This window comes from Pseudomonas sp. BS-2016 (genome assembly GCF_001806145.1).
GTDB classification, from domain to species: Bacteria; Pseudomonadota; Gammaproteobacteria; order Pseudomonadales; family Pseudomonadaceae; genus Aquipseudomonas; species Aquipseudomonas lundensis.
Window position 1 is genome coordinate 1 of the sequence record NZ_MLCT01000021.1, and the last position, 20,251, is coordinate 20,251.

The following is a 20,251-nucleotide window of genomic DNA, read 5'->3' on the forward strand; positions in this document are numbered from 1 at the left end:
CGCCGGCTCGCGCCCACATCTGGTGGGCGTTGTGAGCTCCGTCACCTATTGGGCGCTGCCACGGGCAGGCGCCTATGGCGCGTCAAAGGCGGGGCTGCGTTACTTGCTGGAATCCCTGCGGCTGGATCTTGCCCATGAAGGGATGGACGTTACCCTCGTCAGCCCGGGCTTCGTGGACACGCCGCTGACTGAAAAAAATGACTTTCCGATGCCTATGCGCTGGCCAGCCGACAAAGCAGCCAGCCATATTGCCCAACGTCTGGAGAAACGCCCGCTGGAGATCGCATTTCCAACCCCTTTCATCGCGCTGTTGCGCCTGTTGTCCAGCCTGCCCAAGCGCATGCAAGTGGCGCTGGGCAAACGTCTTGCGCGTAATGGCGAGCAACCACACCCATGAAAATCGCGATTATCGGCAGCGGCATATCAGGCCTGACCTGTGGCTATTTACTGCACAAGACCCACGACATCACGGTGTTTGAAGCCAGCGACTGGGTCGGCGGCCACACCCATACCGTCACTGTTGACGTCAACGGGCAATCCTATGCGGTCGACACGGGATTCATCGTTTTCAACGATTGGACCTATCCCAATTTCATCAAACTGATGGACCAACTGGGGGTGCGCTCCAACGCCACTGAAATGAGCTTCTCCGTGCACGATACGGACACGCGGCTTGAATACAACGGCAATACGCTCAACAGCTTGTTTGCCCAGCGCGGCAATCTGCTGTCGCCTGCTTTTTGGGGCATGTTGCGCGACATTTTGCGTTTTAACCGCGAAGCCGTCCGCGACCTGGACGAGCAGCGTATCGCTGCTGACACCCGGCTCGGCGACTATTTGCAACAGCGCGGCTATGGCGAACGTTTCATTGAGCACTACATCGTGCCGATGGGCGCCGCTATCTGGTCCATGTCACTGGCCGACATGCTGACGTTTCCCCTGCAATTTTTCGTACGTTTCTTTAAGAACCACGGCCTGCTCAGCGTCAGTAATCGCCCGCAATGGCGTGTGATTGAAGGAGGCTCAAGTGCTTACGTCAAACCGCTGAGTGCCGGCTTTGCTGATCGAATTCACCTTAATTGCCCAGTGACTCAGGTCGAGCGCTACGAGCAAGGCGTACTGATCCACACGGCAGCCGGTGTTGAGCGATTCGACAAAGTGATTTTTGCCTGCCACAGCGATCAGGCCCTCGCCTTGCTGGCCCAGCCCTCAACGGCCGAAAAGGAAATCCTCGGCGCCCTGCCCTACGCTGACAACGATGTTGTGCTGCACACCGATACGCGCCTGTTGCCTGACCGAAAACTCGCTTGGGCCAGTTGGAATTATCGCCTGGGGTCAGCCGTACAAAAACGCGCTGCCGTGACCTACAACATGAACATCCTGCAAGGTATTCAGAGCGAAACCACGTTCTGCGTCAGTCTTAACCAAACTTCAGCCATCGACCCGCTAACAGTGCTGGCCAGCTTTACCTATGCCCACCCGCAATACAGCTTGCAGGGCATTGCCGCACAAGCGCGCTGGCAAGAACTGCTGGGCGCGAACAACAGCTATTTTTGCGGTGCCTACTGGGCCAATGGTTTCCATGAAGATGGTGTGGTCAGCGCCCTGCGTGTGACCAACGCCTTCGGGCATCGCTTATGAACAGCGCCCTGTATACCGGGTGGATCGCCCACCGGCGCTTCGCGCCCACCGCCCATGCATTTCGTTACCGCATCGGGCTGCTTTATCTCGACCTGGATGAACAAGAGGCGGTCGTGGGCCTCTCCCCTTTGGCCGGAAAAAGCCGACTGGCGCCCTTCTCTTTCCGTGAAACCGATTACCTGAAAACGTACACCCAGACGGGCATGCGCCTGATCGACGCGGTGCGCCAACAAGTCGGTATCGCGTTGGGGCGCACCCCGCAAGGCGCAATCCGCGTGCTCACGCAACCGCGCAGTTGGGGGCTTTCATTCAACCCGGTGAGTTTTTTTTACTGCTTTGAGGCTGACGGCACCTTGGCTGCTGTCTTGTGCGAAGTGACCAACACGCCCTGGCGCGAGCGCTATCACTATGTTCTCCCGGCGCAAGGTGATGGTTTTCAGCACGTCGCCGTGGCCAAGGCTTTTCATGTGTCGCCGTTTTTGCCGCGCGATCTGCAATACCGCATGAGCTTCAGCGCGCCCGACGCGCGCCTCGGTGTCCACATGGCCGACTGGCAAGGTGAGTTAAAACTGTTTGATGCCACCCTCAATCTGCAACGCACGTCGCTGGACCGTGCGGGACTGCATCGCTATGTGCGCCAGTTCCCATGGATGACGGCGAAGACGTGCGTGGCGATTTACTGGCAAGCCATGCGGCTTTTTCTCAAGCGCACACCGATTTTTTCCCATCAGGCCGCCGATGGCGCCTTTCGCATTGCTACTGCGCATAACAAGGAACAACGCCATGAAAAGCCCTAGCCTGGTGAGCAAATCGTCATCGTCGAGTACCCATAATCTGACCAGCGCGCTATTGCGCCGCGGGGTGATGCGCCAATTGGCCCAGTTGAAAAACGGCCACCTGACCGTCGTCGAAAAAGGCGAGCGCCGGACATTCGGCGACCATGGCGCGGGGCTTGTGGCGGAGGTTCACATCCACGACGCCAGCGTGTGGGGCATGATCGCCAGCAACGGTTCGATTGGCGCCGGAGAAGCCTTTATCCATGGCTACTGGAGTTCCCCGGACCTCACAAAAGTGATCCGTGTGCTGGTCAGCAATATGGAAGTGCTGGATGCCATGGAAGGAGGACTGGCGCGTCTGAGCCGCCCATTCATTCGGGGCCTGCACTGGATCAATCGCAACACGCGCAAGGGTTCGCAGAAAAACATTGCCGCGCACTACGATCTGGGCAATGAGATGTTCGAGCAGTTTCTCGACCCGACCATGATGTATTCCGCCGCCCAGTTCCTTACGCCCGACGACACGCTGGAGCAGGCGCAGCTCAATAAATTGGCGCGTATCTGTCAGAAACTCGGGCTGACTGCCGACGACCATTTGCTGGAAATCGGCACGGGCTGGGGCAGCATGGCGTTGTTTGCCGCTCAGCAATACGGGTGCAAAGTCACCACCACGACCTTGTCCAAGGAGCAGTACGACTACACCCTCGCGCGCATCCATGCACTTGGCCTACAAGATCAAGTGACATTGCTGCTTGAGGATTACCGTGATCTGACAGGGCAGTACGACAAGCTGGTGTCCATCGAAATGATCGAAGCAGTCGGTCACCGCTTTTTGCCCAGCTATTTCAAACAGTGTTCCCACTTGCTCAAGCCCCACGGCTTGATGCTGCTGCAAGCCATCACCATCCGCGAACAACGCTATGAGCAGGCAAAACGCAGTGTGGATTTTATCCAGCGCTACATTTTCCCCGGCGGCGCTTTGCCCAGCGTGCAGAAGATGCTCGAAATCGTCGGCCAGGACACCGACATGAACTTGATGCACATGGAAGACTTCGGCCTGCATTACGCCAAAACCCTGCACCTGTGGCGCGAGAATTTTCGACGCGCCCATGGCCGTTTGACTGAGTTGGGCTACGACGAATACTTCCTGAGGCTGTGGGAGTTTTACTTGTGCTACTGCGAAGGCGGCTTTCTGGAGCGCAGCATTGGCACCGCGCAATTGCTGCTGGCCAAACCGGGCGCCACTCTCGAACCGCTGTTGGGCCGACTCGATGCTTAACAAGACGCTGGCCAACGCCGCGCTGTTTCAGGTCGGCTGGTTTGCCTGCGTGCTGGGCGGCCACAGCGCCTGGCTCCTGCTGGCAGGCGCGGCCTTGGTTATTCAAGTGCTGTGGATAAAAGCTGACATCCGCCTAGTGCTGCTGGTGTGCGTGCTGGGCAGCGTCATCGACAGCGTTCTGTTGAACGCGGGCGTGTTTGCATTCGACAGTCCAGGAAAGATCATCCCGTTCTGGCTGATGCTGCTGTGGGCCCTGTTGGCCACTACCTTGAATCATTGCCTGGCGTGGACCGCGAAACCGCTCTGGCTTTGCGCAGTGCTGGGCGCCGTGGCAGGTCCGCTTTCGTACTATGCAGGGCAGCGCCTGGACGCCGTGGCGTTTCCATTGGGCCTGTGGCCAACCCTGATCGGGCTGGGGGTTGTTTGGGGGGCGTTGTTCCCAACCCTGCAATGGCTGGCAGGTAAATTTTCTCACCCGGCCGGATAGGTGCAGCTGTCAGCTGTTTCACACCTTGATGCGGCACTGCCTTACACTGCGCGCCTATGACCACCATCCCGTTGACTGAAATAACCGAACCCGCCGTCACGTGCTCGACCTGCGCGGCGTGCTGTTGCCAGCTCGAAGTGATGCTGATCACCGACACGGGTGTGCCCGAGCGTTTTATCGATACCGATGACTGGGGAGGCGAAGTGATGTTGCGCCTGGACGATGGCTGGTGTGCAGCCCTGGACCGCAACACCATGATGTGCACCATTTACGAAAAGCGTCCGCTGATTTGCCGCGAGTTCGAAATGGGTGAGGTTGAATGCCTCAACGAGCGTCAAGGCATTGCCACCGCGTATCGCTGAGGTTACAGCGGCATTGTGTAATGCAGGGCGTAGCTCTCAACCCCGTCATTGGTACTGGAAAGCCCGGCGTTGGAGTAATGCGTCGCACGAATCCCGACTTCATGACCACCGTTGAAACGCAGGCCAACACCAATGCGGTCTTCAAACTGGAACGCGGTGCCCAGCTTTTGCTCTTCCACTTCGGTCTTGGAGAACAACGCCATGCCGATCCCCGCTTCGATGTAAGGCTTCACCGTTTCGCCGGCAAATTCGTACACAAATACAGGGGAGAACGACAGGCTGTTACTGCTGGATGACTTCTTGCCATCCCAGAACGTGTAAGCACCGTCCCAATAGCCGGTCAGGCGACCGACATCACTTTGTAGCCAGCTCTTGTCCCAATCGGACTTCAAACCCAGGCGATAGGTCATGCTCGATTGGCTTGTATGCCCTACCCCAAACTCGATACCGGCCGCTTGTGCCGTGTAACTGTGCCCCAGAACCGTTGCTGCGAGAGCAGCCAAGCCTAAAAAGCGCTTCATAAGAAAATCCTATTTTCGTATGCATAGGTCATTTGTTGTGTGCCCCATCAGGCAGGCGTTATGAATCCGATCACAACGTGAAAGTTCAACCCATTTGAACGGACACACATTTTTCTACAGGGCAAAGCTTCGCACAACGCCAGACTTATTCCACAGTGCAGGTAGGATATTTCTCATCTGTTCAGGTAAGGCGCTTGTCCAGAACTGGGTTTCTTGAGCCGGCCCAGTGGCCAAAAGCCCACGTTCACGGAGTAAACGCTGCAATTGACGGGCGACAGCCGCACCGGTATCGATCAGGCAGATCGACGGCGGGAGCATCTGACTGAGCAGAGGCTTGAGGAAGGGATAGTGGGTACACCCCAGGATGATCGTGTCGCACCCGGCAGCCAGCAGCGGCTCGACATAGCCTTGCAACCGTGAGCGCAAGGCCTGGCTTTGCAGGTCGCCGGTTTCGATCAATTCCACCAGCCCGGGGCAAGGCTGGGTGATGACGCGCACATCATTGGCAAACCGGTCCAGCAAGGCGGCAAATTTGGCGCTCTGCAACGTGCCCGTGGTGGCCAGAACCCCCACGACGCCACTTCGGGTCGCGGCCGCAGCAGGCTTGACGGCAGGCTCCATGCCAACGATTGGCCAGTGCGGATAGCGTTGTCGCAAATCTGCCACACCCGCCACCGTGGCGGTATTGCAGGCCAGCACGATGGCTTTGGCGCCCTGTTGCTGAAAGAAGTCGGCAATCACCGCACAACGCTGGCGGATAAATTCCGGGGATTTCTCGCCATACGGAATATGCCCACAATCACCGACGTACAGCAGCGACTCATTGGGCAGTAAGGCGTGAATCTCGTTGAGCACTGACAAGCCGCCGACGCCCGAGTCGAAGACGCCAATCGGTGCCTCACTCATGGGTTGAACCGCACACGCTGCACGCCGGGTCACGCTTGACCCGCAGCTCGCGAAAACGCGTGCCGAGGGCATCAATCAACAGCAGTCGACCGACCAGCGGCTCACCAAAACCGGCCAGTAGCTTCAAGGCTTCAAGGGCTTGCAAACTGCCCACCAACCCCACCAGCGGGCCGATGACGCCGGCTTCGCTGCAGGTCAATTCATCTTCGCTGCCGTGCCCGTATAAACAGTGGTAACAGGGGCTGGAAGGCTGGCGCGAATCGAAGACCGATAACTGGCCTTCCAGGCGGATGGCAGCCCCGCTCACCAACGGCTTGCGCGCCGCCACACACGCCCGGTTCACGGCTTCACGGGTGCCAAAGTTGTCGCAACAGTCGAGCACCAGATCCACGGCGGCGACTGCATCGGCCAATGAGTCTTCGTCCAGCGCCGTACGGTGGGCAATCAGGGTGATCGCCGGGTTGATCGCGGTAAGCCGGGTCAGGGCCGAGTCGACCTTGCTCTCACCGACACTGGCCGTGTCGTGCAGGATCTGGCGTTGCAAGTTGGTGACGTCGACGCTGTCGAAGTCAGCCAGGTGCAACTCGCCCACCCCCGCCGCGGCCAGGTACAACGCCACCGGCGAGCCTAGCCCGCCGAGGCCGACGATCAATACACGGCTGTTTTTGAGGGCCAACTGCCCGGCGATATCGACCTGTTGCAACAGGATCTGTCGGCTATAGCGCAACAGTTCCTGATCGGTCAGCACGGCAGGCGACCCAACGTAATACGTTCGTGAGTGCCCAGGTCTTTGCGGCTTTCAACCTCGACGAATCCCGCGCCCTGCAACAGGTCACGCACGGCAGGCGCCTGATCGTAACCATGTTCAAGCATCAACCAGCCCCCGGCATTCAGGTGGTGCGGGGCTGCGGCGACAATCTCACGAATGTCATCCAGCCCGTCAGCACCGGCGACCAGCGCACTTTCGGGCTCGAAACGCACGTCGCCTTCATCCAGATGCACATCCCCGGCCGCAATGTAAGGCGGGTTGCTGATGATCAAATCAAAACGGTGGCCTGCCAACGCGCTGAACCAATGGCTGTTGAGCACGGTGACATTATTCAATTCAAGGCGCTGCCGGTTGCGCTCTGCCAGCGCCACGGCTTCGAGGATGCGATCAACGGCCGTGACCTTCCAGGCCGGGCGTTCACTGGCCAGGGCCAAGGCGATGGCGCCGCTGCCGGTGCCCAGGTCCAGCACGCTGGCCGGGGTTGCAGGCAGCAATTGCAGGGCCGTCTCCACCAGCAGTTCGGTATCCGGACGCGGGATCAACGTGTGCGGGGCGACTTCCAGATCGAGGTTCCAGAAACCTTGCTGCCCCAGAATGTAGGCCACGGGTTCGCCCGCGCGGCGGCGTTGCAGGAAGTCAGCAAAGGTCAGTGCGGCTTCGCTGCTGACAATTTTCTCGGGCCATGTGTGCAGGTAACTGCGCGACTTGCCCAGGGCGGCTGCTAACAACAGCTCTGCATCCAGACGCGCCGTCGGCGAATCGGGCAATTGGGCGGCGCGCAACAAGCTGGCAATGATGGTCATTTATTCACCCAGGGCTGTCAGTTGATCAGCCTGATATTCCGCTAACAACGGTTCGATCACGGCTTCGACGCCGCCTGCGAGCACTTCATCCAGTGAGTACAACGTGAGGTTGACGCGATGGTCAGTCACTCGGCCTTGGGCAAAGTTGTAGGTGCGAATGCGCTCGGAGCGATCTCCCGACCCCACCAACAGTTTGCGTTCACTGGCAATCGCGCTCGCGGCGGCGCTGGTTTGCTGGTCGTTCAATTTAGCTGAAAGCCACGACATCGCCCGCGCACGGTTTTTATGCTGGGAGCGTTCTTCCTGGCACTCCACCACAATGCCCGACGGCAAGTGCGTGATGCGGATAGCGGAGTCGGTCTTGTTGACGTGCTGACCACCCGCGCCCGAAGAACGGTAGGTGTCGACGCGCAAATCGGCCGGGTTGATCTCGATCGCTTCCTGTTCGTCAGGCTCAGGCAATACCGCGACGGTGCAGGCCGAGGTGTGAATACGCCCTTGGGATTCAGTCGCCGGGACTCGCTGAACACGGTGAACGCCCGACTCGAACTTCAGCTTGCCATACACGTTCTCGCCTTCAACCCGCGCAATGACTTCTTTATAACCGCCATGCTCACCGGGGTTTTCCGACAGGATTTCCAGCCTCCAGCCACGCCGTTCGGCATAACGGGAATACATGCGAAACAGATCGCCTGCAAAAATCGCGGCCTCATCGCCCCCGGTTCCCGCCCGGATTTCGAGGAAGACGTTGCGTCCATCGTTCGGGTCTTTGGGCAGCAACATGCGCTGCAGGTCGCCTTCGAGTTCAATCAGTCGCTCTTTGGCTTCGCGCACTTCCTCGACAGCCATTTCACGCATGTCGGGGTCGCTGTCCTTGAGCAAGGCTTGAGCGCCTTCCAGGTCGCCCTGAACTTTCAGCCACTGGCCGTACACGGCAACAATGGGCTCAACTTCTGCGTATTCCTTGGAATAAGCGCGGAATTTAGTTTGGTCGGAGATAACTTCGCCATCGCCAAGCAATGCGGTCAGTTCCTCAAAACGGTCCTGGAGGATGTCCAGCTTATTAAGCAATGACGCTTTCATTACGATTTTTTATCCGCAGAGCTATGCGATGAGCCCTCACCGAGGGCAAAAAGTTCTTGTGCCATGGCCAGCGCATCGAGGCGGCCTTCGGCGGAAAGCTTTTTCAACTGCACGCTGGGCGCGTGCAGCAATTTATTGGTCAGACCGCGCGCCAATTGGGCCAGCACGTCTTCAGGGTTGCCGCCATTGGCCAGCATTTTCAACGCTTTTTGCAGCTCTTCATCGCGCAGGCGTTCGCCTTGTTGGCGGTAGGCCTTGAGCACATCCACGGCCGCCAGCTCACGCAAACGCACCATGAATTCTTCGGCGCCGATGCTGACCAGCTCTTCAGCGGCTTGAGCAGCGCCTTGGCGGCTCTTGAGGTTTTCAGCCACTACTTCATGCAAGTCGTCGACGGTATAGAGGTAAACGTCGTCCAACTCGCCGACTTCTGGCTCGATATCGCGAGGAACAGCAATATCGACCATGAAGATGGGTTTGTGCTTGCGTAGCTTCAGCGCGCTTTCAACCGCGCCTTTACCGAGAATAGGCAACTGACTGGCCGTCGAGCTGATGACGATGTCGCTGTGCACCAACTCTTGAGGAATGTCCGACAACAACACGGCATGTGCGCCGAACTGTTCGGCCAACAGACTGGCACGCTCCAGCGTACGGTTAGCAACCACGATACGTTTGACCCCCAAGTCATGCAGGTGTCGGGCGACCAGGGTGATGGTTTCGCCAGCCCCTATCAACAATGCCTGACTGCGCTGCAAGTCACTGAAAATCTGCTTGGCCAGGCTGACCGCGGCAAACGCCACGGAAACCGGGTTTTCGCCGATGGCCGTGTCGGTGCGCACTTGCTTGGCCGAGTTGAACGTGGCCTGAAACAGGCGCCCCAGCAGCGGCCCGACGGTGCCCGCCTCACGCGCCACGGCATACGCCGACTTCAACTGGCCGAGAATTTGCGGCTCGCCCAACACCAGTGAATCGAGGCCTGCGGCCACACGCATCATGTGACGAACGGCAGCATCGTCTTCATGGATGTAGGCGCAAGACTTCAATTCTTCAAGGTCGAGCTGATGGTAATCGGCCAGCCATTTCAGGACGGTATCGGCTGAAATCTGGTCTTGCTCTATATACAGCTCACTGCGATTGCAGGTTGAGAGGATCGCAGCTTCACGACTGTCGGTCAGTCGGCAGAGCTGCTGCAAGGCCTCAACCAACTGCTCCGGGGTAAAAGCCACGCGCTCGCGGACGTCTACTGAAGCAGTCTTGTGGTTAATACCGAGTGCGAGGAAGGCCATTCAAGATCGCTGATGATGACGAGAAGCCGGCAATTGTCCTACTTCGCCAGATTCAGAACAACCATTGCTGACTATTGTCTCTATAGTTAAGGTCTGTTGACGCCCAATTAGCCATCATCTGCATCCTGATATCGATAGTCGCAGCCGTTAGGTTTGCCCTTTCGCATGTGTCATGATGCCCCGACCGCAGGTAAGTCGCCCTTCTCTTATATGAATAGATCCTCCGCGTTGCTCCTTGCTCTTGTCTTCCTCAGTGGCTGCCAGGCCTTGGCTCCCACGTCGCCGGATGAATCGTCCGCGGTTGAAGACACCACTTCTGTGCCCGAAAAGCCAAAGGTCTACAGCTCTTTCAGCGAAGACACGCTGTACAGCCTATTGAGTGCCGAACTGGCAGGGCAACGTAATCGTCTGGACATTGCGCTGGACAACTACGTGACCCAGGCCATCAATACTCAGGACCCGGGCATTTCCGAGCGCGCATTTCGCATCGCCGAGTACCTGGGCGCCGATCAGGCCGCACTCGACACGTCGCTGATCTGGGCCAAAAACGCACCGGACGACCTTGAAGCTCAACGCGCCGCCGCCATTCAACTGGCGCGCAACGGCCGTTACGACGATTCCATCGTGTACATGGAAAAAGTCCTGCAAGCCAAGGGCGATACTCACTTCGACTTTTTAGCGTTGTCAGCCTCTGAATCAGACCCCGAAACCCGCAGCGGCATGTTGAAAAGTTTCAACAGCCTGCTCGCCCGGCATCCGGACAACGGTCAACTGATTTTCGGTAAAGCCTTGCTCATGCAGCAGGATGGAGACGCCGAAGGCGCACTCAAGTTACTGGAGAACAATCCGCCGCAAGCCGGTGAAGTCGCCCCCGTGCTGTTGCGGGCCAGAATCCTGCAAAGCCTCAATCGCGGCGATGAAGCCCTGCCGCTACTGAAGAAAAGCATTCAGCAATACCCGCAAGACAAACGCCTGGCGCTCACCTACGCCCGCGCGCTGGTTGAGCAAAACCGCATGGATGAGGCGAAGGCGCAATTCGCCAGCCTGGTCCAGCAATACCCAGAAGACGACGAACTGCGCTTTTCTCTGGCGCTGGTGTGCCTCGAAGGCAAAGCCTGGGATGAAGCCGAAGGGTATTTGCAAACGCTTATCGAACGCGACAGCCATGTCGACGCGGCGCACTTGAACCTCGGGCGTATCGCTGAAGAGCGCAACGACCCCCAAGGCGCGTTGATCGAATACGCTCAAGTCGGCCCCGGCAATGACTACTTGCCCGCCCAACTGCGACAGGCCGACATCCTGATCAGCCACGGTCGCGGCACAGAAGCCTCTGCCAAATTGGCGGCGGCCCGCGACGAGCAACCCGATTACGCCATTCAGCTGTTTTTGATCGAAGCAGAAACGCTGAGTGCGAATAATCAGACAAACCGCGCATGGGATGTCCTTCAGCAAGCGCTGAAACAGTACCCGGATGACCTGAACTTGCTCTACTCGCGCGCCATGCTCGCCGAGAAGCGCAATGACCTGCCTCAACTGGAGAAGGACCTGCGTGCCATCATCGCCCGCGAACCTGACAATGCCATGGCATTGAACGCGCTGGGTTACACCCTGTCAGATCGGACAACACGTTACGCCGAAGCCAAAGCGCTGATTCAACAGGCTTATGACATCAACCCCGACGACCCTGCCGTGCTCGACAGCTTGGGCTGGGTCAATTACCGCCTCGGCAATTTGAATGAAGCCGAGCGGTTATTGCGTCAGGCGCTGGATCGCTTCCCGGACCAAGAAGTCGCCGCGCATTTGGGCGAAGTGCTTTGGGCCAATGGCAAACAGCGTGAAGCCAGGCAAATCTGGGCCAAGTTCCTTAAAGACAACCCAGAAAGCCCTATCCTGCGCAAAACCGTTTTGCGCTTGACCGGATCCGAGACTCTTTAAATCATGCGTTATCGCACCCTGCGACACCTTATTGCCTTTAGCCTGATCGCCTTGCTGGCCGGCTGTTCCATGTTTGGCGCCCGTGAATCGGTCGAAGGCCATGGCAGCCCGACATTGTGGTCAGCACATAAACAGCATTTGACCCAACTCGACGGTTGGCAGATCAACGGCAAAGTCGGCATCCGCGCCCCGAAAGACTCCGGCAGCGCCACGTTGTTCTGGCTGCAACGCCAGGATTATTACGACATTCGCTTGTCAGGCCCGCTAGGCCGTGGCGCTGCCCGCCTGACCGGGCGCCCGGGCAATGTCACGCTGGAAGTGGCCAATCAGGGCCGCTACGAAGCCTCTTCTCCTGAAGAGTTGCTCGGCGAACAGCTGGGTTGGAGCCTGCCCGTGTCGCACCTGGTCTGGTGGGTTCGCGGCTTGCCGGCGCCGGGCAGCAAAAGCCGCGTTGCCTTGAATGCAGACAGCCGCCTGGGCCAACTGGAACAGGACGGCTGGAAAATCGAATACCTGAGTTACGTCGAGCAGAACGGCTTCTGGCTCCCTGAGCGCGTAAAACTGCACGGGAAAGATTTGGACGTCACCTTGGTGGTGAAAGATTGGCAACCCCGTCAGTTGGGACAATGACATGCAAAACGATCCACTGATTTTGCCCTCCCCGGCAAAATTGAATTTGATGCTGCACATTCTCGGCCGCCGTGAAGATGGCTATCACGAACTGCAAACGTTGTTTCAATTCCTCGACTATGGCGATGAAATGACGTTTTCAGTGCGAGAGGACGGTGAGATTCGCCTCCTCACTGAGTTTGCAGGCGTGCCGCACGACCACAACCTGATCGTGAAAGCGGCTCGACAACTTCAGGCGCAATCAGGTTGCACGCTGGGCATCGATATCCAGATCAATAAAATTTTGCCCATGGGGGGCGGAATCGGCGGCGGAAGTTCGAATGCCGCCACCACATTACTGGGCCTCAATCATCTGTGGGGGCTGGGCTGGAGCGAGGATCAACTGGCGGCACTGGGGTTGAACCTGGGCGCGGATGTACCGGTTTTCGTTCGCGGGCATGCCGCTTTCGCCGAAGGGGTTGGCGAAAAACTGTCACCCGAATACCCGGAAGAACCGTGGTACGTCGTGCTCGTCCCGCAAGTCTCTGTAAGCACAGCAGAAATTTTTTCGCATCCTTTGTTGACACGTAACTCTTTGCCCATTAAAGTGCGCCCCGTTCCCAAGGGAAACAGCCGAAACGACTGCGAAGCAGTAGTAACGGAGCTTTACCCAGATGTACGTAAGGCTTTGAATTTGTTAGGTAAATATACCAAAGCAAAATTAACTGGAACTGGAAGTTGTATATTTGGGGCCTTCCCAAACGAAGCAGATGCTGATAAAGTCCTGCACCTTCTTGCAGACACCCTTACAGGGTTTGTAGCGAAAGGAAGCAACGTTTCGATGTTGCATCGCAAGCTACAAGATCTGTCAAAGGAAACGGGTACACGGTACTCGTAGCAACAGATACAGGGGCGTCGCCAAGCGGTAAGGCAGCAGGTTTTGATCCTGCCATGCGTTGGTTCGAATCCAGCCGCCCCTGCCATTTCTTATACTCATCCAGGTTACCCTCAGCCTTCAGGTACTGCGCGTGTCCAAGATGATGGTCTTTACGGGGAACGCTAACCCCGATCTGGCTCGGCGTGTCGTACGTCAGCTGCATATCCCACTCGGTGACATTTCTGTCGGTAAGTTTTCCGACGGCGAGATTACCGCTGAGATTAATGAAAATGTCCGCGGTAAAGACGTTTTCATCATTCAGCCGACTTGTGCTCCGACCAACGATAACCTGATGGAACTCGTCGTGATGGCTGATGCCTTCCGCCGCTCCTCAGCGACTCGTATTACTGCTGTTATTCCTTACTTTGGTTATGCCCGTCAGGATCGCCGTCCGCGTTCCGCACGTGTGGCTATCAGCGCAAAAGTTGTGGCTGACATGCTTACCGTTGTCGGCATTGACCGTGTTCTCACGGTTGATTTGCATGCTGACCAAATCCAGGGTTTCTTCGATATTCCTGTAGATAACATCTATGGCTCCCCAGTTTTGGTGGATGACATCGAAGATCAGCGCTTTGAAAACCTAATGATCGTGTCCCCGGATATCGGCGGCGTCGTGCGTGCACGTGCTGTTGCCAAATCCCTGGGCGTTGATCTGGGTATCATCGACAAACGCCGTGAGAAAGCCAATCACTCGGAAGTGATGCATATCATTGGTGATGTCGAAGGGCGTACCTGCATTCTGGTTGATGACATGGTCGATACCGCCGGCACTCTGTGCCACGCGGCTAAAGCCTTGAAAGAGCATGGCGCTGCCAAAGTGTTCGCCTACTGCACACACCCTGTGCTGTCGGGTCGGGCAATCGAGAATATCGAAAATTCCATGCTGGATGAGCTGGTGGTGACTAACACCATTCCGCTGTCCGCTGCCGCACAAGCCTGTTCGCGTATCCGTCAACTGGATATCGCACCGGTTGTGGCTGAAGCGGTTCGCCGCATCAGCAACGAAGAATCGATCAGCGCGATGTTCCGATAAGGGCCCTGCCCTTCTCGAATGCCTCGTTGACGAAAAGCGCCCCGCCCCAACAGCCTGTTGGGGCGGGGCTTTTTTGCCCATACCGTCCATAGCGCTGGTCGCAAACGCTAGGCCGGATGTGGTTATTTTGGAGATACAACATGAACGAATTTACTCTGAATGCTGAAGTGCGTTCCGACCTGGGGAAAGGTGCGAGCCGCCGCCTGCGTCGTCTCGCAAGCCTGGTTCCAGCTGTCGTTTACGGTGGCGAAAAAGCCCCTGAATCCATCAGCCTGCTGGCTAAAGAAGTTGCCAAACTGCTCGAAAACGAAGCGGCTTACAGCCACGTTATCGAACTGACTGTTGGCGGCACCAAGCAAAACGTAATCATCAAAGCGCTGCAGCGTCACCCGGCCAAAGGCCACGTGATGCACGCTGACTTCGTACGCGTTGTTGCCGGTCAGAAGCTGACTGCAATCGTTCCAGTTCACTTCGTTGGTGAAGCTGCTCCGATCAAGAAAGGCGGCGAGATCTCGCACGTTGTTGCTGAAATCGAAGTTTCCTGCCTGCCAAAAGACCTGCCTGAATTCATCGAAGTTGACCTGGCTAACGCCGAAGTCGGCTCGATCATTCACCTGTCGGACATCACCGCTCCTAAAGGCGTTGAGTTCGTAGCACTGGCACACGGTAACGACCTGGCAGTAGCCAACGTTCACGCTCCACGTGTTGCACCAGAAGCTGAAGCAGAGTAATTCATTACTCTGTCTGGAGTTTTGAGGAACATCGCGAGCTAACACGCAGCGAGTAAAGCGGACAAGATCGCGAAGTTTACTCATGTAAACCCGCTTTTTTGTCCGTTTTCGCCGCTGCTGTCAGCGGCGATGTTATCCACAACTCCATAGAAGGGCCCTTGTCGTGACCGCCATAAAACTGATCGTTGGCCTGGGAAATCCAGGCACCGAATACGAACAGACCCGGCATAACGCAGGGGCCCTTTTTGTTGAGCGTCTCGCGTCCGCGCACGGGGTTAACCTCGTTGCAGACCGTAAGTATTTTGGCCTGACCGGTCGATTCAGCCATCAAGGTCAGGATGTTCGTCTGTTGATTCCCACCACCTATATGAACCGAAGCGGCCAGGCCGTTGCGGCGCTTGCCGGTTTTTTCCGGATTGCGCCGGAATCCATATTGGTGGCCCACGACGAACTCGATCTCCCGCCAGGTGTTGCCAAGCTCAAACTGGGCGGCGGCCATGGAGGTCACAACGGGCTGCGTGACATCATCGCGCAACTGGGGAACAACAATAATTTCTACCGTCTGCGGCTCGGCATTGGCCACCCAGGCGTCGCCAGCATGGTCTCCAATTTTGTCCTGGGTCGCGCGCCGCGCGCCGAACAGGAAAAACTGGATGCCAGCATCGATTTTGCCCTCGGCGTGCTGCCGGATATCCTCGCCGGGGAATGGAACCGTGCGATGAAAAACCTGCACAGCCAGAAGGCCTGACTCTACTCCTCGGGGAAAACACCATGGGATTCAATTGCGGCATCGTCGGCCTGCCTAACGTCGGTAAGTCCACCCTGTTCAACGCCCTGACCAAATCCGGTATTGCGGCTGAGAACTTCCCCTTCTGCACGATCGAACCGAACACCGGTATCGTGCCGATGCCCGATCCGCGTCTGGACGCGCTGGCTGCCATTGTGAACCCGGAGCGGGTGCTGCCGACCACCATGGAGTTCGTCGATATCGCGGGCCTGGTAGCTGGCGCCTCCAAAGGTGAAGGCCTGGGTAACAAGTTCCTGGCCAACATTCGTGAGACCGATGCCATCGCTCACGTAGTCCGCTGCTTTGAAGACGAAAACGTGATTCACGTTTCCAACAGCGTTGACCCGAAACGCGACATCGAAATCATCGACCTTGAACTGATCTTCGCTGACCTCGACAGCTGCGAAAAGCAGTTGCAGAAAGTGGCGCGCAACGCCAAAGGCGGCGACAAAGAAGCCGTGGCTCAAAAGGCTCTGCTGGAGCAGTTGATCGCCCACTTCACCGAAGGCAAACCAGCCCGCAGCCTGATCAAGAACATGTCGGCAGACGAAAAAGCCATCATCCGTGGCTTCCACCTGCTGACCACCAAGCCGGTTATGTACATCGCCAACGTCGCTGAAGACGGTTTCGAGAACAACCCGTTCCTCGACGTGGTCATGGCCATTGCCGAAGAAGAAGGTGCACTGGTCGTTCCGGTCTGCAACAAGATCGAAGCGGAAATCGCAGAACTGGAAGAAGGCGAAGAAAAGGACATGTTCCTGGAAGCGCTGGGCCTCGAAGAGCCGGGCTTGAACCGGGTTATCCGTGCCGGTTATCAGATGCTGAACCTGCAAACCTACTTCACGGCAGGTGTTAAAGAAGTACGCGCCTGGACTGTAAAAGTAGGCGCAACGGCCCCGCAAGCCGCCGCCGTGATTCACACCGACTTCGAAAAAGGCTTTATCCGCGCCGAAGTCATCGCCTACGACGATTTCATCCAGTACAAGGGTGAAGCCGGTGCCAAAACCGCTGGCAAATGGCGTCTGGAAGGCAAGGACTACATCGTTAAAGACGGTGACGTTCTGCACTTCCGCTTCAACGTGTAAACACCACACGTAAAAAACCGCGCTCAGGCGCGGTTTTTTTTGGCTCTGAGTTGGACGGCGGCACCTTGGCGCACGCTATCGGCACGCGAAGGTCTATGGTTATCACCACCATTGTTCAATTTCAGGAGCCTGAATGATCGCCCGCCCCAACTTCCTGACACGCTCTATCGATTCGCTGGTCGAAAAAATCAAAACCCGCTGGGCCTCCGGCTGGCGTGATGCGCTGGCCTCAGCCATTGCCGCCGCGCTGGCGTGGATTCTGGCGGTGCATTTCCTGGGGCATGAACACCCGGTGTTTGCAGCCATCAGCGCTGTCGTGTGCCTGGCGCCCGGCCTGCCCAGCCATGGCAAACAGGCAGTAGGACTGATGGTCGGGGTGGCCACCGGGATCATCGTGGGGGAAGCCGCGCTTTGGCTGCCTGACGGCTATCCCCTGCTGCGGATCGGATTTGCCACGTTTTCCGCCATCGCCATTGCAGCGCTGTATGGCCTGGGCGCTGTCGTACCGATTCAAGCGGGCGTCTCAGCCGTGCTGATGCTGGCTGTGGGGCCAGAAAGCGCCGGTGTTGTGCGCATGATGGACGTGCTGGTGGGCGCGGGTGTCGGGCTGGTGTTCAGTCAGATCCTGCTGACCCCGAACCCCATCGGGATCATCGACAGCTCGGCAAAGGACTTGCTGGAAAAGCTGGCGAAAGGTTTCGGTAAAAGCCTGCAATCACTGGAAGAGAACGACGCCAACAAAGCCAAAAATGCCGTGCTGATCTTCTCGGCCGCCCATGACAGCCTGATTGCTCTGGAAACCGGCATCAGCAGCGCCCGTAATACGGCGCGCTGGACGTTACGCGGGCGCTTTGTATCACGGGAAGTCAAAGACATTGCCAGCCGCTACGAACGCCATGCCGTGCGCCTGTACGCCAGCTCGCTACTGTTCGCCGAGGCCTTTGCCGATGCCTTGCGCAAGGAACAAGGCCCGCCTCCAGCGTCATTGCACGAACGGTTGGCCAGTGTGGCGTCAGGCTGCGCGGCCATCGCCAGCGACAACCAGCGCCCGGTATTGCTTCCCGTGGCGCCCAATGAAGTGGCCGATGCGGTGTCCGCGCCGTGGCAACTGTGCCTGCAACACATGAGCACGGTTGAAAGTGCCCTGCTGACGTTTGGCTTCACCACCCAAAACGACAAACCCACTGTTTAAGCGCTGAGGCTGATTACCTGCGCGGATCAGACCTTTTTGGTCCGCGGCAGGAAAATCGCCAGCACACCCAGCAGCGGCAGGTATGAGCACAAGGTGTACACGTATTCGATACCGTGAATATCCGCCAGATGGCCCAACAGCGCCGCACCGATCCCGCCAAAACCAAACATCAGGCCAAAGAAGATACCGGCAATCATGCCCACATTGCCTGGCACCAATTCCTGCGCATACACCACAATCGCCGAGAACGCCGAGGCCAGTACAAAGCCGATGATGACGCTCAACACGCTGGTCCAGAACAAGTCCGCATAGGGCAGCAGCAAAGTGAACGGCGCTACACCCAGAATCGAGAACCAGATCACGGCTTTACGCCCGATGCGGTCGCCGATCGGACCGCCAAAAAACGTACCGGCCGCCACCGCACCGAGGAACAGGAACAAGTACATCTGCGAATTGGCGATGGAGACGCCGAACTTCTCGATCAGGAAGAACGTGTAGTAGCTGGTCAGGCTCGCCATATAGAAATATTTGGAGAACACCAGCAGCCCAAGCACGACCAACGCGCTCAACACCCGATTTTTAGACAGCCCGTGGGTGGCCTTTTGCCCGGCTTTGAGCTTGAACAGGTTTAAGTGGCTGCGATACCAACGACTGATCGCATACAGCAAGCCAACGGCGAACAGCGCAAAGAGGCCAAACCAGGCCACATTGTCTTGCCCGAATGGAATGATGATCGATGCTGCCAGCAAAGGACCAAACGCAGAACCGGCATTACCGCCCACCTGAAACGTAGACTGTGCAAAACCGTAGCGCCCGCCTGAGGCCAGACGCGCCACCCGTGAAGCCTCGGGGTGGAAGGTCGACGAACCGATGCCCACCAGCGCGGCGGCCAGGAGGATCAAGGGAAAACTGCCGACCTGGGACAACATCAAAATCCCCACCAGCGTACACACCATGCCCGCAGGCAAGAGCAACGGGTTGGGATGGCGATCGGTGTAATAACCTACCCAGGGCTGTAACAGCGAGGCGGTCATTTGGAAGGTCAGGGTAATCAGGCCGATCTGGGTAAAGGTCAGGTCATATTTGGCCTTGAGCATCGGATAGATCGAAGGCAGAACGGCTTGAATCAAGTCATTGATCAGATGCGCCAGCGCCACTGCACCGATAATGCGTAGCACCAACGGGCTGGTTTGAGGCGTTTGTGAGGCAGTCGTTGTTGTTGTTTGAGCGTTGCTAAGGGCCATGAGACTTTCCGTACATCAGGTGAATGCGCACTTGCAGGTCGGTCAATGTGCCATTTTTTAACAGGATATTGCCATCCAAACGCCGTAAATTCTTAAGCGGTTGATTGAACAAAGAATTTTTTAAGATATTTGCTTGACACATGCCCTGCTCGAAGGAATAATGCGCGCCATTGGCTACATAGCTCAGTTGGTTAGAGCATAGCATTCATAATGCTGGGGTCCGGGGTTCAAGTCCCTGTGTAGCCACCAAACGCTTGTTTACAGATGTCTCAATGAGTCTATAAACAGTACAAGAAGCCCGCCTAGTGCGGGCTTTCTTGTGTCTGGGGGTTTCTCCTTGTCTCTCTCCATACCTCCCCCTCCGTGCATCCCACGTCTACCTCCGTCGTTACGAACTCGAATCGACGTGCCCCCCCCAATCCAGCGCAACCCATTCAAAACACCTACGCAGCACAGTCGCTACTCCATCGGCGCTAACCGCTTTCTGGCCTGATAAGGCCCCTTGAATAACGTGCCCAAAGCTATCGCACATGCCCCCACCGCACTGGTGAGCCGCAGGCAGCCTCGTGCTCAGCAAGGTGAGGTTTTCGCCTCTGCATAAAAAGATTGCCGATGGATTGTCAGTTGATTTTTTTTCAGCCTATCTTGAATAAAGCCTATACAAGTCGATTGGGCTTGTACAAGTATTTAGATGAGGGTTGATACTGACCCAAAAGGCCGACGCAGAACCCTCTACCGGGACTGCCCACCGAACGCACCGATGGCGCGATGCTTCGCACGCGTGA

At 57.3% G+C, this 20,251-nt stretch carries 21 protein-coding genes and 2 tRNA genes; 16 read left to right on the top strand and 7 right to left on the bottom strand.

Going from position 1 to position 20,251, the window contains the following annotated elements:
• The 6 genes from BKD70_RS12760 to BKD70_RS12785 form a co-directional block, all read left to right on the top strand.
• On the top strand, positions 1–397 hold a 397-nt coding region (locus BKD70_RS12760; protein ID WP_139145779.1), incomplete at its 5' end, for an SDR family NAD(P)-dependent oxidoreductase.
• Complete coding sequence (locus BKD70_RS12765) at positions 394–1,641, top strand: NAD(P)/FAD-dependent oxidoreductase (protein ID WP_047273330.1); 1,248 nt, start codon at positions 394–396, stop codon at positions 1,639–1,641. The genes BKD70_RS12760 and BKD70_RS12765, both read left to right, overlap by 4 nt.
• Positions 1,638–2,438, top strand: a complete 801-nt coding sequence (locus BKD70_RS12770; RefSeq protein ID WP_047273329.1) for a DUF1365 domain-containing protein — start codon at positions 1,638–1,640, stop codon at positions 2,436–2,438. The genes BKD70_RS12765 and BKD70_RS12770 overlap by 4 nt, the downstream gene beginning before the upstream one ends.
• The gene (locus BKD70_RS12775) at positions 2,425–3,696 is read left to right on the top strand and encodes a cyclopropane-fatty-acyl-phospholipid synthase family protein (protein ID WP_047273328.1); all 1,272 of its coding nucleotides are present in this window, start codon (positions 2,425–2,427) and stop codon (positions 3,694–3,696) included. The genes BKD70_RS12770 and BKD70_RS12775 overlap by 14 nt, the downstream gene beginning before the upstream one ends.
• Positions 3,689–4,183 carry a DUF2878 domain-containing protein gene (locus BKD70_RS12780; RefSeq protein WP_047273327.1) on the top strand — a complete coding sequence of 165 codons (495 nt, stop codon included), beginning with the start codon at positions 3,689–3,691 and terminating at the stop codon, positions 4,181–4,183. Before BKD70_RS12775 ends, BKD70_RS12780 begins: the two co-directional genes overlap by 8 nt.
• A gap of 56 nt (positions 4,184–4,239) precedes the next feature.
• Entirely contained in the window at positions 4,240–4,545 is a 306-nt protein-coding gene (locus BKD70_RS12785) for a YkgJ family cysteine cluster protein (protein ID WP_047273326.1), read from the top strand.
• 2 nt (positions 4,546–4,547) lie between these two features.
• On the opposite strand, the gene BKD70_RS12790 is transcribed toward BKD70_RS12785, so the two are convergent.
• The 6 genes from BKD70_RS12790 to hemA all read right to left on the bottom strand — a co-directional run bounded on the left by BKD70_RS12790 (position 4,548) and on the right by hemA (position 9,913).
• Positions 4,548–5,066, bottom strand: coding sequence for an acyloxyacyl hydrolase (locus BKD70_RS12790; protein WP_047273325.1), 519 nt, complete (start codon positions 5,064–5,066; stop codon positions 4,548–4,550).
• A gap of 114 nt (positions 5,067–5,180) precedes the next feature.
• Entirely contained in the window at positions 5,181–5,972 is a 792-nt protein-coding gene (gene murI / locus BKD70_RS12795) for a glutamate racemase (protein WP_047273324.1), read from the bottom strand.
• A complete protein-coding gene (locus tag BKD70_RS12800; protein ID WP_047273323.1) occupies positions 5,965–6,720 on the bottom strand; it encodes a molybdopterin-synthase adenylyltransferase MoeB in 756 nt (251 codons plus the stop codon). Before BKD70_RS12800 ends, murI begins: the two co-directional genes overlap by 8 nt.
• Positions 6,714–7,544, bottom strand: coding sequence for a peptide chain release factor N(5)-glutamine methyltransferase (gene prmC, locus BKD70_RS12805; RefSeq protein WP_047273322.1), 831 nt, complete (start codon positions 7,542–7,544; stop codon positions 6,714–6,716). The genes BKD70_RS12800 and prmC overlap by 7 nt, the downstream gene beginning before the upstream one ends.
• On the bottom strand, positions 7,545–8,627 hold the full coding sequence (gene prfA, locus BKD70_RS12810; protein ID WP_047273321.1) for a peptide chain release factor 1: 1,083 nt from the start codon (positions 8,625–8,627) through the stop codon (positions 7,545–7,547). It lies immediately after the preceding gene.
• On the bottom strand, positions 8,627–9,913 hold the full coding sequence (hemA, locus tag BKD70_RS12815; RefSeq protein ID WP_047273320.1) for a glutamyl-tRNA reductase: 1,287 nt from the start codon (positions 9,911–9,913) through the stop codon (positions 8,627–8,629). The genes prfA and hemA overlap by 1 nt, the downstream gene beginning before the upstream one ends.
• Positions 9,914–10,123: 210 nt before the next feature.
• On the opposite strand from hemA, the gene BKD70_RS12820 reads away from it, so the two are divergent.
• From BKD70_RS12820 to BKD70_RS12860, 9 genes are all read left to right on the top strand, one after another.
• On the top strand, positions 10,124–11,848 hold the full coding sequence (locus BKD70_RS12820; RefSeq protein ID WP_047273319.1) for a tetratricopeptide repeat protein: 1,725 nt from the start codon (positions 10,124–10,126) through the stop codon (positions 11,846–11,848).
• Between the two features lie 3 nt (positions 11,849–11,851).
• Complete coding sequence (gene lolB, locus BKD70_RS12825) at positions 11,852–12,478, top strand: lipoprotein insertase outer membrane protein LolB (RefSeq protein WP_047273318.1); 627 nt, start codon at positions 11,852–11,854, stop codon at positions 12,476–12,478.
• 1 nt (position 12,479) lies between these two features.
• Positions 12,480–13,355 (top strand): 4-(cytidine 5'-diphospho)-2-C-methyl-D-erythritol kinase, encoded by an 876-nt coding sequence (gene ispE, locus BKD70_RS12830; RefSeq protein ID WP_047273317.1) that lies wholly within the window; start codon positions 12,480–12,482, stop codon positions 13,353–13,355.
• A gap of 10 nt (positions 13,356–13,365) precedes the next feature.
• A tRNA-Gln gene (locus BKD70_RS12835) sits at positions 13,366–13,440 on the top strand.
• 45 nt (positions 13,441–13,485) lie between these two features.
• The gene (locus BKD70_RS12840; RefSeq protein ID WP_003208392.1) at positions 13,486–14,427 is read left to right on the top strand and encodes a ribose-phosphate pyrophosphokinase; all 942 of its coding nucleotides are present in this window, start codon (positions 13,486–13,488) and stop codon (positions 14,425–14,427) included.
• A 140-nt stretch (positions 14,428–14,567) separates the two neighbouring features.
• Complete coding sequence (locus BKD70_RS12845; RefSeq protein WP_047273316.1) at positions 14,568–15,158, top strand: 50S ribosomal protein L25/general stress protein Ctc; 591 nt, start codon at positions 14,568–14,570, stop codon at positions 15,156–15,158.
• Positions 15,159–15,321: 163 nt separating this feature from the next.
• On the top strand, positions 15,322–15,906 hold the full coding sequence (gene pth, locus BKD70_RS12850; RefSeq protein WP_047273315.1) for an aminoacyl-tRNA hydrolase: 585 nt from the start codon (positions 15,322–15,324) through the stop codon (positions 15,904–15,906).
• Between the two features lie 23 nt (positions 15,907–15,929).
• A complete protein-coding gene (gene ychF / locus BKD70_RS12855; RefSeq protein ID WP_047273314.1) occupies positions 15,930–17,030 on the top strand; it encodes a redox-regulated ATPase YchF in 1,101 nt (366 codons plus the stop codon).
• 133 nt (positions 17,031–17,163) lie between these two features.
• Positions 17,164–18,222, top strand: coding sequence for an aromatic acid exporter family protein (locus tag BKD70_RS12860; protein WP_047273313.1), 1,059 nt, complete (start codon positions 17,164–17,166; stop codon positions 18,220–18,222).
• A 26-nt stretch (positions 18,223–18,248) separates the two neighbouring features.
• On the opposite strand, the gene BKD70_RS12865 is transcribed toward BKD70_RS12860, so the two are convergent.
• Positions 18,249–19,466: an MFS transporter gene (locus BKD70_RS12865; RefSeq protein WP_047273312.1), complete on the bottom strand. Its 1,218-nt coding sequence runs from the start codon at positions 19,464–19,466 to the stop codon at positions 18,249–18,251.
• Positions 19,467–19,638: 172 nt separating this feature from the next.
• Between BKD70_RS12865 and BKD70_RS12870 the strand changes: the two genes are divergently transcribed.
• Positions 19,639–19,715: transfer RNA gene (locus BKD70_RS12870), tRNA-Met, on the top strand.
• Positions 19,716–20,251 lie beyond the last annotated feature (536 nt).

Bases quoted from the DNA above. Each gene is read 5' to 3' on its own strand.
- BKD70_RS12765 (WP_047273330.1), top strand. From the start codon at position 394: ATGAAAATCGCGATTATCGGCAGCGGCATATCAGGCCTGACCTGTGGC.
- BKD70_RS12770 (WP_047273329.1), top strand. From the start codon at position 1,638: ATGAACAGCGCCCTGTATACCGGGTGGATCGCCCACCGGCGCTTCGCG.
- BKD70_RS12775 (WP_047273328.1), top strand. From the start codon at position 2,425: ATGAAAAGCCCTAGCCTGGTGAGCAAATCGTCATCGTCGAGTACCCAT.
- BKD70_RS12780 (WP_047273327.1), top strand. From the start codon at position 3,689: ATGCTTAACAAGACGCTGGCCAACGCCGCGCTGTTTCAGGTCGGCTGG.
- BKD70_RS12785 (WP_047273326.1), top strand. From the start codon at position 4,240: ATGACCACCATCCCGTTGACTGAAATAACCGAACCCGCCGTCACGTGC.
- BKD70_RS12790 (WP_047273325.1), bottom strand. From the start codon at position 5,066: ATGAAGCGCTTTTTAGGCTTGGCTGCTCTCGCAGCAACGGTTCTGGGG.
- murI (WP_047273324.1), bottom strand. From the start codon at position 5,972: ATGAGTGAGGCACCGATTGGCGTCTTCGACTCGGGCGTCGGCGGCTTG.
- prmC (WP_047273322.1), bottom strand. From the start codon at position 7,544: ATGACCATCATTGCCAGCTTGTTGCGCGCCGCCCAATTGCCCGATTCG.
- prfA (WP_047273321.1), bottom strand. From the start codon at position 8,627: ATGAAAGCGTCATTGCTTAATAAGCTGGACATCCTCCAGGACCGTTTT.
- hemA (WP_047273320.1), bottom strand. From the start codon at position 9,913: ATGGCCTTCCTCGCACTCGGTATTAACCACAAGACTGCTTCAGTAGAC.
- BKD70_RS12820 (WP_047273319.1), top strand. From the start codon at position 10,124: ATGAATAGATCCTCCGCGTTGCTCCTTGCTCTTGTCTTCCTCAGTGGC.
- lolB (WP_047273318.1), top strand. From the start codon at position 11,852: ATGCGTTATCGCACCCTGCGACACCTTATTGCCTTTAGCCTGATCGCC.
- ispE (WP_047273317.1), top strand. From the start codon at position 12,480: ATGCAAAACGATCCACTGATTTTGCCCTCCCCGGCAAAATTGAATTTG.
- BKD70_RS12845 (WP_047273316.1), top strand. From the start codon at position 14,568: ATGAACGAATTTACTCTGAATGCTGAAGTGCGTTCCGACCTGGGGAAA.
- ychF (WP_047273314.1), top strand. From the start codon at position 15,930: ATGGGATTCAATTGCGGCATCGTCGGCCTGCCTAACGTCGGTAAGTCC.
- BKD70_RS12860 (WP_047273313.1), top strand. From the start codon at position 17,164: ATGATCGCCCGCCCCAACTTCCTGACACGCTCTATCGATTCGCTGGTC.
- BKD70_RS12865 (WP_047273312.1), bottom strand. From the start codon at position 19,466: ATGGCCCTTAGCAACGCTCAAACAACAACAACGACTGCCTCACAAACG.